This window comes from Phocaeicola faecium (genome assembly GCF_014837055.1).
Classification (GTDB): Bacteria; Bacteroidota; Bacteroidia; order Bacteroidales; family Bacteroidaceae; genus Phocaeicola; species Phocaeicola gallinarum.
On sequence record NZ_JACSPQ010000010.1, the window covers coordinates 17,663 to 31,498 of the forward strand.

9 protein-coding genes are annotated in these 13,836 nt (G+C 45.7%); 5 read left to right on the plus strand and 4 right to left on the minus strand.

What is annotated here, in order from left to right; translation table 11 throughout:
• The gene (locus tag H9626_RS09385; RefSeq protein ID WP_191710345.1) at positions 1-1,389 is read right to left on the minus strand and encodes an ABC transporter ATP-binding protein; all 1,389 of its coding nucleotides are present in this window, start codon (positions 1,387-1,389) and stop codon (positions 1-3) included.
• A 273-nt stretch (positions 1,390-1,662) separates the two neighbouring features.
• Here H9626_RS09385 and cmk point away from each other — a divergent pair, with 273 nt between their 5' ends.
• From cmk to pfkA, 3 genes are all read left to right on the plus strand, one after another.
• Positions 1,663-2,355 carry a (d)CMP kinase gene (gene cmk / locus H9626_RS09390; RefSeq protein WP_191710346.1) on the plus strand — a complete coding sequence of 231 codons (693 nt, stop codon included), beginning with the start codon at positions 1,663-1,665 and terminating at the stop codon, positions 2,353-2,355.
• Complete coding sequence (locus H9626_RS09395; protein WP_191710347.1) at positions 2,348-3,211, plus strand: 4-hydroxy-3-methylbut-2-enyl diphosphate reductase; 864 nt, start codon at positions 2,348-2,350, stop codon at positions 3,209-3,211. Before cmk ends, H9626_RS09395 begins: the two co-directional genes overlap by 8 nt.
• A 96-nt stretch (positions 3,212-3,307) precedes the next feature.
• Positions 3,308-4,288: a 6-phosphofructokinase gene (gene pfkA, locus H9626_RS09400; protein WP_178256543.1), complete on the plus strand. Its 981-nt coding sequence runs from the start codon at positions 3,308-3,310 to the stop codon at positions 4,286-4,288.
• Positions 4,289-4,394: 106 nt separating this feature from the next.
• Here pfkA and H9626_RS09405 read toward each other — a convergent pair whose 3' ends face one another.
• Genes H9626_RS09405 through H9626_RS09415 form a run of 3 tightly spaced genes read right to left on the minus strand, consistent with a single transcriptional unit; the run spans position 4,395 to position 11,171 of the window.
• On the minus strand, positions 4,395-5,939 hold the full coding sequence (locus H9626_RS09405) for a Gfo/Idh/MocA family protein (RefSeq protein ID WP_178256544.1): 1,545 nt from the start codon (positions 5,937-5,939) through the stop codon (positions 4,395-4,397).
• 17 nt (positions 5,940-5,956) lie between these two features.
• Entirely contained in the window at positions 5,957-7,114 is a 1,158-nt protein-coding gene (locus tag H9626_RS09410; protein WP_191710411.1) for a glycerate kinase family protein, read from the minus strand.
• Entirely contained in the window at positions 7,089-11,171 is a 4,083-nt protein-coding gene (locus H9626_RS09415) for a hybrid sensor histidine kinase/response regulator transcription factor (protein WP_225230949.1), read from the minus strand. Before H9626_RS09415 ends, H9626_RS09410 begins: the two co-directional genes overlap by 26 nt.
• Positions 11,172-11,545: 374 nt before the next feature.
• On the opposite strand from H9626_RS09415, the gene H9626_RS09420 reads away from it, so the two are divergent.
• Together H9626_RS09420 and H9626_RS09425 are read left to right on the plus strand one after the other, a co-directional pair.
• Positions 11,546-12,340: a gluconate 5-dehydrogenase gene (locus H9626_RS09420; RefSeq protein WP_178256545.1), complete on the plus strand. Its 795-nt coding sequence runs from the start codon at positions 11,546-11,548 to the stop codon at positions 12,338-12,340.
• A gap of 31 nt (positions 12,341-12,371) precedes the next feature.
• A complete protein-coding gene (locus tag H9626_RS09425; protein ID WP_178256546.1) occupies positions 12,372-13,757 on the plus strand; it encodes a PTS galactitol transporter subunit IIC in 1,386 nt (461 codons plus the stop codon).
• The last annotated feature ends 79 nt before the right edge of the window (positions 13,758-13,836 follow it).

A 13,836-nucleotide genomic window follows, 5' to 3' on the forward strand; every position in this document is an offset into this window, starting at 1 on the left:
TTATACAATAACACGGATGTCTTGGGGGCGGATGGTGATACCCACACGGTCGGAATCGTCCCACACATCGTTCGTGTCAACAAAAACGTTTTCATCCCAGTCTGATAGCACGGTCAGGTGATAATGATTCCCCTTGTAAAGGATAAACTTCACTTCGCCCGTCAACATTCCGTCTTCGGCATCGTCTTGCAGGATAACCTTGTCGAAGTCTACCTCTATGCGCACCGGTTGTCCGTTTTCCGGAATCTTTTCAGACGGTATGGGAGCACATTCAAATTCACATCCCAAGAATTCTACGTGGGTGGCGTCTTTTACTTTTCCTTCGAACACATTGCAAGTACGCTCTTTCTTCATAATATGGATATCGAACGGCTTGACGAGCAGTCCCACTTCGCTGCCCACCTCGAACGCATGATAATCTTGAACGATAATCTCATAGTCGGCACACATCACTGCCATTTCGTAATGAACACCCTTGAAGATGCACGACTGTACCACGCCGCGCAGTTGTGCCCGGTCTGATACGGGGAATATGTATAAATCTTCCGGGCGGATAACCACATCCACCGGAGCGTTCTCGCCGAAACCTTCATCGACACACTCAAACTCTTGTCCGCAGAACCTAACCAGCTTGTCTTTCACCATTGTACCGTTCAGGATGTTGCTTTCGCCGATAAAATCTGCTACAAATGCATTGATAGGCTCGTTGTAAATATCGGTAGGCGTACCGATTTGTTGTATTTTTCCTTCGCTCATTACTACGATGGTGTCGCTCAGCGTAAGCGCTTCCTCTTGGTCGTGGGTGACATAAACAAAGGTGATTCCCAGCCGTTTGTGCATCTCTTTCAGCTCCATCTGCATGTCTTTCCGCATCTTGAGGTCGAGCGCAGCCAGCGGTTCGTCGAGCAGTAACACCTCTGGCTCGTTGACGATGGCACGCGCTATCGCCACCCGTTGCTGCTGTCCGCCCGAAAGCGAGTCCACATCGCGATACTCGTAGTCCGTCATTCCCACCATTTTCAATGCAGCTTTCACCTTGCGCGTCATGTCTTGCTTGGGCATCTTTTTCAGTTTCAGCCCGAAAGCAATGTTGTCGTACACGTTCAGATGAGGGAACAAGGCATATTTTTGAAAGACCGTATTGACCGGCCGCCTGTGGGGAGGCGTTTGGGTTATTTCTTTTCCGCTGATACAGATGTTCCCTTCCGATGCGGTTTGAAATCCGGCAATCAGTCGCAACAACGTTGTTTTTCCACATCCCGACGGCCCCAATATCGTTACAAACTCCCCTTTGCGGATGGAAAGATTGATGTGGTCTAAAGCTGTTTTGTCACCAAAAAACTTAGATACGTTGTTTATTTCAATGATTGTTTTGTTATCGTTTTGCATGTCTTTTGAAAATTGTGCGCAAAGATACATATATAATGTTACAGCGGTAAATGTTTGGGCAAATAAATTGCGTGGAACGCTTATTCTTATGCCGATGAAACCGGCTTGAAACACAAGCCGTAGCGTTAGTAAACACATGCGGTAGTGTGAACAGGTTTATGCGGTAGTGTTGATGAACACATGCGGTAAAGAAAACGGCCTAATATTGACGGCTTTTGAAACTTTTATTTATCTTTGTTCCGCATTTGTCATTAACAGAATTAAAGAGTAAATATGAAAAAGATAATCATAGCCATAGACGGATTTTCATCGTGCGGGAAAAGCACGATGGCGAAAGACCTTGCCAGAGAAGTTGGATATATCTATATCGACACCGGAGCAATGTATCGCGCCGTTACGCTGTATTGTATCGAACATAATCTGTTTAACGCCGACGGAACCATCCGTGAAGAAGAACTGAAGACACAAATGCAGGATATACACATTTCGTTCCGTTTGGATGCCGAAACGCAACGCCCCGTAACGTATCTGAACGGGGTAGATGTAGAAAACCGCATCCGTACGATGGAGGTATCTTCACGTGTCAGTCCGGTGGCCACATTGGGATTCGTGCGCGAAGCGTTGGTTCGCCAGCAACAGGAGATGGGCAAAGACAAAGGCATCGTGATGGACGGCAGAGACATCGGCACGGTGGTTTTTCCGGATGCCGAACTGAAAATATTTGTAACCGCTTCTGCCGAAATACGCGCCCGTCGCCGGTACGACGAGCTGAAAGCAAAGGGCGAGGAGGCTTCGTTCGAAGAAATCTTGCATAACGTAGAGGAACGAGACCGCATCGACCAAAACCGCGAAGTGAGTCCGCTGCGTAAGGCAGACGATGCTGTTTTGTTGGATAATAGCAATATGACCATTGCCGAACAGAAAGAATGGTTGAAACGTCAATTTGATAAGGCTGTACATGTATAACGTAGAAATAGACGAAGGGTCGGGCTTCTGTTTCGGGGTGACAACCGCCATCCGCAAGGCGGAAGAGGAGCTGGCTAAGGGTGAACCGCTCTACTGCTTGGGAGATATCGTGCATAACGGTCAGGAATGTGAGCGGCTGAAAAAGATGGGGCTTATCACCATTGACCACGAGATGTTTGCCCGTTTGAAAAACGTGAAAGTATTGCTCCGCGCTCATGGCGAACCGCCTCAGACTTACGAGCTGGCGCAAAAAAACAACATCGAGATTATCGACGCCACGTGTCCGGTAGTGCTTCGGCTGCAAAAACGCATCAAGCAGGAATACGACACGACACCCACCGACCGCGAGAAGCAAATTGTTATCTACGGGAAAAAAGGACATGCCGAAGTATTGGGACTGGTAGGGCAGACCAACGGGCGGGCTGTCGTTATCGAGAGGTTAGAGGAGGTCGAGAAGCTGGACTTCTCGAAAGATATCCGGCTGTATTCGCAAACCACCAAGTCGCTCGACGAGTTCCGCAAGTTAGTGGCGTACATCGAAAGCCACATTTCGGCAGATGCTTCCTTTCAATATTACGACACGATATGCAGGCAAGTGGCAAACCGTATGCCTAATATCCGCGAGTTTGCCGCTTCGCACGACTTGATATTTTTTGTTTGCGGGCATAAAAGTTCGAACGGGAAAATACTTTTTCAGGAATGTAAGAAGGTAAATCCCAACTCGTATCAGATAGACCGTCCGGAAGAAATAGACAAGAATTTGCTGAAAGACGCTCTTTCTATCGGAATATGCGGAGCCACTTCAACGCCGAAATGGTTGATGGAAGCCTGCAAAAAAGTAATAATGAACGAATAACGCTACAAAAAAACACAGAATTTTAACATCGTTATCGCAACAGATTTACTACCTTTGCAGGAGTAAGAAATCTAACTAACAACATAATATAAACGTATGGGAACTATTAAATGTATCGGTATCTTGACTTCCGGTGGTGATGCTCCGGGTATGAATGCTGCTATTCGTGCCGTAACACGTTCGGCTATCTATAATGGATTGCAGGTAAAAGGTATTTATAGAGGTTATAAAGGATTGATTACCGGCGAAATCCAAGAATTCAAAACGCAAAACGTAAGCAACATTATACAGTTGGGAGGTACGATATTGAAAACAGCCCGTTGTCAGGAATTCAAAACTCCTGAAGGACGTAAGATTGCTTATGAAACGATGCAACGTGAAGGCATCGACGCACTGATTGTTATCGGTGGAGACGGTTCGCTGACGGGAGCAAGACTGCTTGCACAGGAATTTGATGTTCCGTGTATCGGTTTGCCGGGTACTATCGACAACGATTTATATGGAACGGATACCACGATTGGTTATGACACGGCGCTGAATACCATTCTTGACGCAGTAGATAAAATCCGTGATACGGCTACTTCACACGAGCGTTTGTTCTTTGTGGAAGTGATGGGACGCGATGCCGGTTTCCTTGCACTGAACGGAGCTATCGCAGCAGGAGCAGAAGCTGCCATCATTCCGGAGTTTAATACAGAGGTAGACCAGTTGGAAGAATTTATCAACAACGGTTTCCGTAAATCGAAGAACAGCTCTATCGTTTTGGTTGCCGAAAGCGAAATCACGGGTGGTGCCATGCATTATGCCGAACGTGTGAAGAATGAATATCCGCAGTACGACGTGCGTGTAACCATTTTAGGACACTTGCAGCGTGGCGGACGTCCTACGGCTCACGACCGTATCATTGCCAGCCGTATGGGTGTAGCCAGCATTGAAGCGCTGATGGAAGGTCAACGTAACGTAATGATTGGTATTGAAAACGACCAGATTGTTTATGTTCCGTTTACAAAAGCTATCAAGAACGATAAGCCGATTGACCGTGAGCTGGTAAATGTACTGAATGAATTGTCTATCTAATCTGTTCTTGTAATTCGGACGAAAGATTACATTATTAAATATAAAGAGAGGCGGCTGATAGCATTGCGCATCGGTCGCCTCTCTTCGTTAGGGAGTGGTTATGATTTTATTTGTCAGTGCCCCAGTCTTTAGCTCCCTGCTCTTTCAGTTTCAGCGTAGCAGCTTCGGCTTTCTTCATCGTTTCAGCCTCTTCTTCCGGAGTCGCGAAAGCATGTTTGTAACCTTTTACGTCGTTCCAGTGACCGCGAGTAAAGTCGGGGAAGGCAATCGGAGCGCATCCGTTATCCATTGAGATACTTCCTAATTCAGCCAAGCTACACCATTCAGCCAAATCGTATACATCCATATCCAGCGGAAGTCCGTTTTGCAGACAGTAAACCAAACGAGCGTCCATGATAAAGTCCATACCTCCGTGTCCGCCTACCTCTTTAGCCATTTCGCCGTATTTTTTCAGGATAGGATGCTGGTATTGTTTTTCCAACTGTATTTTTTCTTCTTGCGGTAAGAAAGAATGTGAACTCAAGTCGTCTACCTTAGGTTCTACACCAGACTCTTGCAACTGTTCAGAGCTTAACGCATATCCTTCAATCGGATATTTGTTTGCAAAACCTTTTGTTCCGGTCAGTTGGTACAAACGGTTGTAAGGCTGCGGGTTCATAACATTGTGTTGGATTTCGATAACCTTACCCAGCTGAGTACGGATTAACGTAGTGGTGTGGTCGCCGTTTCTGAAAGTGTCGCAAGGTTCTCCTGTCGCTTTTTCTACCAATTCCTTTCCATGAACAGATTTGGTATCCATAGCTACCAGTGTGGTCATGCGGTCGCCGCGGTGGATATTCAGTGCTTGAGCTACCGGGCCTAAGCCGTGAGTGGCGTATACATCGCCGCGATGCTCCATGTTGTAACGCAAGCGCCATCCCAATTTGTCTTGTTCTCCATCCTTCCAGTAATAATCCCAGAAGTCATCCAAGTTATGGATGTATGCACCTTGTGCGCGGATAACCTCGCCGAATACTCCCTGCTGTGCCATGTTCAGCGTATTCATTTCAAACCAGTCGTAGCAGCAGTTTTCCAGAATCATACAATGCTTGCGAGTCTTTTCGCTGAGGTCGATAAGCTCCCAGCATTGCTGCAAGTTCATAGCCGACGGAACCTCGATAGCCACATGTTTTCCGTGTTCCAATGCATATTTGGCAATGGGGAAGTGGTGAATCCAGTCGGCGGCAATGTATACCAAGTCGATATCATCGCGTTCGCAAAGCGCTTTGTAGCCTTCAGCTCCATCGTAGATAGCAGCTTTGGGCAACCCTGCTTTCTGCAAGTATTTCTGGCAGTTTTCAGCACGGTCTTTTTCATGGTCGCAAAGCGCAACGATGTGTGTACCCGGAATGTACGTAAAACGTTCTACGGCACCGGGGCCTCTCATGCCCAAGCCTACAAAGCCTACTCGAACGACTTCCATTTTCGGGGCGGTAAGTCCCAATACCGATTGCTGACCTTCCGGACGTTCCGGAGTATCGACTACAATAGTACCTTTCTCCCAATGGTACGGTGTACCGTAGGTCGAGACAAGTTGTTCCTCCTGTACTTGCGCGCAGGAAACCGAAGCCAAGACGCAGGCTCCTAAAAAGAATTTGGTTAGTGTCTTCATTTTTTTTTGATGTTTGATTAATATAAAATTGGTTGATTCAGATTGTTTAAGGTATTCGTGAAAAATGTATTTATAACTTTTCGGATATTTTTCCGTGCGGTGTCAGGGCAGACAGCCTTTTCCAGTTCCATGCCTTTCGGAGTAATAGGAACCAAAGTGTCAAATCCGGCACGACGTAATTCCGTTTCGTTATCAATGCGTCCGGCAATCAATACCGTAGGGATGCCAAGCGGAAGTGTACGATTCAGCACTCTTTCTGCTATTTTCCCCATAAGCGTTTGAGAGTCGGCTTTTCCTTCTCCCGTGATTACCATGTCTGCATCTTTTATTTGTTGGTCAAAATGAATGGCATCCAATAACAGATCGGCTCCCGGAACCAATTTCGCATCAAAGAAAGCGTATAAAGCTCCGCCCATTCCTCCGGCAGCTCCTGAGCCGGGTAAGGAAGCTATGCTTTTTCCTGTGGTTTGGCGTATGATTTCAGACAAGCGTTTCATTCCTTCCTCTAAAGCGGTTACTTGTGATGTAGTTGCCCCTTTTTGAGGAGCAAAAACATGCGTTGCCCCTTCTTTCCCGCAAAAAGGATTACGGACATCGCAAGCCACGGTGAAGTTTGCTTCTGGAATGGCTTTATCCAACCTGCTTATATCAATGCGGGCAGTGCTGCATACGGCTTCACCTCCCTGTCTTAATTCAATTCCGTTTGCGTTATATAATTTGGCTCCGAGGGCTTGCAACATTCCGAGTCCGCCATCGTTTGTTGCGCTGCCTCCTATCCCGATCAGGAATTTCCGGTAGCCACGTTTCAAAGCATCTCGTATCAGTTCTCCTGTTCCGAAAGAAGTTGTTTTCATCGGGTTACGTTCTTCCGGAGTTAATAAAGGAAGCCCACTCGCTTCAGCCATTTCGATGACAACAGTTTGCGTGTCTCCCAATATTCCGTATCGGACGGTTTGCAAACGCATCAGCGGGTCATGAACTTCGGTATAAATGAATTTTCCGTTGGTAATATGTACCAAAGTATCGAGTATACCTTCCCCTCCGTCTGCTACCGGCAAGCAAACGGTTTGGCACGTAGGAAACAGTCTGCGGATTTCTTCAGCAGCACAGTTTTCTACCTCTTCAGAGGATAAACAACCTTTGAATGAATCAATGGCGAGAACTGTTTTCTTTATCATGCTTGGGCTGTTGTGTTTTAGGTCGTTTCATATAATCAGTCGGAGTCATTCCGAATTCATCTTTAAAGCACTGACGGAAATAAGCAACGGTAGCAAAACCGGTTTGGTCTGACACCTCGGTAATGGTATACTCTCCGCTATCCAATAATTCGATGCTTCTTCTCATTTTTATTTTGCGTACAAATTCGTTTGCCGAGATATTTGTCAGTCCTTTTATCTTACGGTAAAGCGTAGAGTGGCTCATACACATTTTATCGGCAATGAAACCTACGTCAATTTTTTCCAGACTTAGATTCTCTTCAATGATGTTGGTTACTTTATCCAAAAACTCTTGGTCAAGTTTGCTCAGTGTGCGACGCTCGTTTTCCACATTCTTGCGTTCGGTTTCTGTCACAGGAGTAGAAGTTATTAGTCCTGCTATTTTCCGACGGTTTTCCAGAATGTTATTGATGCGGCTGTTCAGGAGGCGGGCACTGAACGGCTTGGTTATAAACGAGTCTGCCCCGGCTGCATAACCTTCTTCTTTATCGTTCAGCGTATCTTTTGCTGTGAGCAGAATAACCGGTATATGGCTGGTGCGTATGTCTTCCTTGATGTGTTTACATAATTCGATTCCATCCATTACAGGCATCATGATGTCGCTGATAATGATGTTGGGGATACGGTTTTGAGCCAACTCCCATCCCTCCTGTCCGTTGTTGGCTGTTAATACCTCATACGTGTTTTCGAACGAACTGCGAATATATTCACGTATATCGTGGTTGTCTTCCACCACAAGGATGATGGAACGATTCTCTTCTTTTTCTGTCGTGGCATCGGCATCCTGTTCTGCCGTTTCGGTTTGGATTGTCGAACGGTGTTCGGCATTCGGATAAGTATTATCCGTTAATATCTTCAGGGTAAACTTGCTTCCTTTGTCGGGTTCGCTTTCTACTTCTATAAAACCTTCGTGAAGGTCGGTAAGCGATTTTACCAAAGCCAGTCCGATTCCGGAGCCGGAGACTTGATACTTGCCGCTTCCCTGATAGTACCGTTCGAATATATGATTTAACGATTCTGCATCAATGCCATGTCCTGTGTCTTCTACTGAAAACAGCGTATAGCGGTTTCCGTTTTCTTCGGCAGCAGACAGCGAAAGGGTAATACTTCCTTTCGGAGTATACTTCAAAGCGTTCGACATGAGGTTGTCGAGTATCACAGTCAGAATCTCACGGTCGCAGTAAATAACCTGATTTTCTGCGTTGGTACGGATGTTGATGGTTACTTCCGGATTACGGTTTAGTTCTTTATACTTAATACCTATTTCTTGTATTAAGTTTGCTACATTTTCCCGTCCGACCTTCAGCTTCCGGTTTTCCGTTTCCGTCTTTCTGAATTCCAGAATCTGGTTTATCAGATTAAGCAGGCGGGTTGCACTGTCGCGTATGATACCGATTTTATTAGCCTGTTTAGGCGAGAGCGTTTTGTCTGCCTGCAAATCTTCCAGCGGACCGAGAATAAGCGTTAGCGGCGTACGCAGTTCATGAGTAATATTCGTATAAAAGCGCAATCGCTCGTTATTCAGTTTTTGTTCGCTTTCGTGGCGGTGATGTTCTAAGTTAAGCCGGTTTTCCAATGTAAGTTTACGCCGGTAAAAACGGAATATAAGAACTATAATTCCTATGCAAATAAGGAAATATCCGAGTTTGGCATACCATGTCAGATAAAGAGGAGGAGTTATGACTATTTTTACAGAGGTAAACTTTTCTCCCCACGGCTGGTTGTTGAGTTTGGCTTTTACCTTAAATACATATTCCCCCGGTGGAAGGTTTCGGAACGTAACCTGATTTTCTTCGTGGGTTTCAAACCAAGTGTTTCCTAATCCTTGCATGGTATAAGCATATTCCGCCTGCATACTTTGTGTATAGTCAAGTACGTTGAATATGATGCGAAACGTATTCCAATCGTATGAGAGGGTTATTTTTTTGTCTGTAAGCGGAACGATTTTTTCTTTGTTTTCATTATCCGATTGCGTCCCGTAACTTTTTATTTCAGTGATTTGCACCGGAATGTCGGCTGTCGATTCTGCTACATTGGCAGGGTTAAACCAACATACTCCGTTTTGTGAACCGAAATATAAGTTACCTTCCGAGTCTTTACATACCGAACCATCCATGAAGTCGCCCACAGGAACATTCTGACGGTATGTATAATTATAGAAGCGCTGTTCAGAACTGTTCCAATGCGCGATTCCACCGTTGGTACTGATCCATATTTCACCCCGTAGGTCTTCGGTAATGGCACGCACGTTGGGGTTTGCCGTTTTCTCATTGTCGGCATACGTCTTTATATTTTCAGGGTGCAGAGGGTCGGCAATATACGAAACCCCGTTTCGCGTAGCAGCCCAAATTCCTCCTTTACTGTCTTGAAAGAGTCCGTTTACAGCGTCCGAGCTTAATCCGTTCCGGGTATCGATGTGATGTAACAGCGTGGTTTGTTCCGTATTTATAACTTGGATGCCCTTGCCGAATGTTCCTACCCAGAGTCTGCCGGCTTGGTCGAATAACAGTCCGTGAACCATCTGCGATTTCAACAAGGCATTGATTTTATCTTCTTTTCGTGCTTTCCCGTTTCGTACGGTGAATATACCGTTTTGTGTACCTATCCAGATGCTTTCTCCCTGCTCGTAAAAGCAGCAGGCTTCCACGTCTGTTTCGTCCAGCGGAACACGGGTTACGGTTTGCGTAGACGGATTGCAGGTTAGAACCCCGTCGCGGTACAAGCCAAACCATAATGTATTGCTTTTATCCTTATATATAGTAGATACATGGGTGTTGGAATTGGTCTGTTTGTTTAATGAGATGATTTTTTTCAATTTGCTGTTCTGAAACACAGCCACTTCATTTTCGCCTCCCAGCCAGATTTGTCCTTCGTTGTCAACGGCTATTCCCCACACTTGCTTGTTGCGTAATTTCCCGTCCTTCAGCGTAATATACTCCAGCGTACGGAAAGCAGGCTGAGCATAGCTTAAAAAGTCTGCCCCTCCGCGGTAGTTTCCTATCCATATATTGCCGAACGAGTCTTGTAAGAAACAACTTGCGTTGGGCGAAGAAACTCCGTGTGTATCGTTGGTCACTTTGATGTTATGGAATTGGATGTTTTCACGCGAAGTAAAAACATTTTCTTGCATGTCTAAAATGCTGACTCCCCCCATGTGCGTACATACCCAGAGGCGTCCGTCGGTGCTTTGACCGATGTCGGATACCCTGTCGGATAAAATCGAATTGGGGTTGTCGGCATCATGCCGGAAGTTGATGAACTTTTCTTTGGGCTGGGTAAACAGAGCAAGTCCGCGGTCGGTTCCTACCCATACGTTTCCATCCTTATCCGTGTAAATACACTGCACACTGTTTCCCGGTATGCTTTCAGCCTCTTTAGCGTCATGGGAAAAGTTTCGGCAGGTTTTCTTCTTTATATCGATGATAGCCATCCCGTGGTCTGAATACCCGACAAAAAGATTTCCTTTTCCGTCGTCGCATGTACAGAAGAATCCTTCTTTAAGCCCTTTGATGATGCCGGCTTCATAATGGGTGAATGTTTGAGAAGAAAGGATATAATGGTCTATCCCCCTGTAACGGTGAGTAATCCAGACACCGCCGTCGGATGCCCGGCTCAGATGGGCTATTTCATCGGAAAGCAGCCCCGATTTAGTAGTATAGTGTGCAATGAATTGTTGCGCCAGACAGTCGAATACGAAAATGCCGTCCCGTTTGGTTCCTATCCATAGCGTATGATTTTCGTTGCAACTGAGGATGGAGGTCAGCTCATTGCTTTTCAAATCAGAATTCCGGGTGTTGTAAATCGTGATGTTCCTTCCGTCGAATCGGTTCAGCCCCGATTCGGTTGCTATCCATACATACCCCAGTCCGTCTTGCTCGATGTCGATAACATAATTGCTCGTGAGTCCGTCTGTAACCTCGATACGTTTAAACGTATATTCGGGTCCGGTAGAGACGGCACGGCAATGGCTTGCCAACATCCAAATTAAGATAACAAAGAGAAGGTTTTTCATCATGTTTTTTTAGTACAAAGTTTACAACGAAACAAAAGTACGATAAAATCGGGAATTTGTTGTTGTTTTGTCTCGAAAATTACGGATAGTAGGCAAAAATCATTGTCACATCCCTTTCAGAACTACCTGTAAGCCCTGTTTTTTTTCTATGGGTAGAAACCTCAAGTCCTTCCCATAGCGTTCCTCCTTTCTACCGCAAGCGTAAGGCAACTTATCCCATAGCGTTCTCGTCATGTAATTTATGCTTAAAATTCCTACTGCTTTTGCTTATTTTTTGGTACATAACTTTGGTGATTATCGCGTAATTTTGTATGACAAGCTTTAAGAAGGCTTGTCTCTGACATTCGAATATTTTTTTGTAAATAAGATTAAATGCTATGGTAAACTTTTCACTTGAAGGTAAGGTTGCTCTCGTAACGGGAGCTTCTTACGGTATCGGCTTTGCGATTGCTACCGCTTTTGCCCAAGCAGGCGCAACCATTGTTTTCAACGACATTAAGCAAGAACTGGTAGACAAAGGTCTGGCTTCTTATAAAGAAAAAGGTATAGAAGCTCACGGATATGTATGTGATGTGACCGACGAAGCAGCGGTAAATGCTTTTATCGCTCAGGTAGAAAAAGAGGTAGGTGTTATCGATATCTTGGTAAATAACGCCGGCATCATCAAGCGCATCCCGATGTGTGAAATGTCTGCTGCCGAATTTCGTCAGGTAGTCGATGTCGACCTGAATGCTCCTTTCATCGTATCGAAAGCCGTTATTCCGGGCATGATAAAAAAAGGACATGGAAAAATCATTAATATCTGTTCGATGATGAGCGAGCTGGGACGCGAAACCGTATCGGCGTATGCGGCTGCCAAAGGCGGATTGAAAATGCTTACCCGCAATATCGCATCCGAATACGGAGAATACAACATCCAGTGTAACGGCATCGGGCCGGGGTATATTGCTACTCCGCAGACAGCACCTCTGCGCGAACGGCAGGCAGACGGCTCACGTCATCCCTTCGATGCGTTCATCGTGGCTAAAACTCCGGCAGCGCGTTGGGGAACACCCGAAGACTTGATGGGGCCGGCTGTATTTCTTGCGTCGGATGCTTCTAATTTTGTAAACGGACATGTATTGTATGTAGACGGCGGTATCCTTGCTTATATCGGCAAACAACCTAAATAGTCGGTTCTCCGAATAATCAAGAGCTTTGTTTATGGAACAAGTTTTCAGTTATATTATCGGACTGGGTGCGGCGGTCATGATGCCGATTATTTTTACCGTACTGGGCGTGTGTATCGGCATCCGGTTCGGTAAGGCACTTAAAAGCGGTTTGCTTGTCGGGGTAGGGTTTGTCGGACTGTCTGTTGTAACAGCGCTGCTTACCGGCAGTTTGGGAGACCCTTTAAAGCGCGTAACCGAAATTTACGGGTTAAGTCTCGGTATTTTCGACATGGGATGGCCTGCTGCTGCTTCCGTAGCCTATAATACTTCGGTAGGAGCGTTTATCATTCCTGTTTGTTTGGCGGTAAATATACTTATGCTGTTTACGAAGACTACCAAGACTGTAAACATCGACCTTTGGAACTATTGGCATTTCGCTTTTATCGGTGCGGTGATTTACTTTGCCACGGATAATATCTGGTGGGGATTCTTCGCTGCCGTAATCTGTTACATCCTGACCCTGATAATGGCAGACTTAACGTGTAAGCAGTTTCAAACCTATTACGACAAGATGGAAGGGATATCCATTCCACAGCCTTTTTGTCAGGGATTTGTACCTTTTGCAGTTCTTATAAACAAGATGCTGGATAAGATTCCCGGTTTCGACAAGCTGAATATCGATGCCGAAGGCATGAAGCGTAAATTTGGCATAATGGGCGAACCGCTGTTTTTAGGCGTCGTAGTAGGATGCGGAATCGGTGCTTTGGCATGTAAAGACGGTAAAGAATTGGTCGACGGCATTCCTTCCATCCTCGGATTGGGTATCAAGATGGGAGCAGTGATGGAACTTATACCTCGCATAACGGCATTGTTTATAGAAGGACTTCGTCCTATCTCGGACGCTACGCGAGAATTGATAGCCCGTAAGTTTAAGAGTAACGTAGGCTTGAATATCGGCATGAGCCCGGCACTGGTTATCGGCCATCCCACCACGTTGGTGGTTTCTTTGCTGCTTATTCCGGTTACGCTTTTCCTGTCCGTTGTGCTTCCGGGAAACCAGTTTCTTCCATTGGCATCGCTGGCAGGGATGTTTTATCTCTTTCCTGCCGTGCTTCCGATAACAAAAGGAAATGTGTTGAAAACCTTTTTAATCGGTTTGGTGGCATTAATCGTAGGTTTGTATTTCGTAACAGACTTGGCCCCGTTCTTTACTCAGGCAGCCCAAGATGTGTATGCAAAGACCGGAGATGCTGCCGTAAAAATTCCCGATGGCTTTCAGGGCGGTTCACTTGATTTTGCCTCAAGCCTCTTTTCGTGGATTATTTTTCATGCAATATATAACTTAAAGGTCATCGGTTCGATTGTTTTGGTGGCTTTGACTTTGGGATTGGCTGTTTTCAACCGCAGGCGGATTATCAAAGAAAGCGAGAAAAAGTAAACAATCAAAGATGCGTGTGTGTTAAAAAAAGCAGGCACGAACAGTGCTTCTTGCATGGTTTTTCTTTCCTTTTTCTACC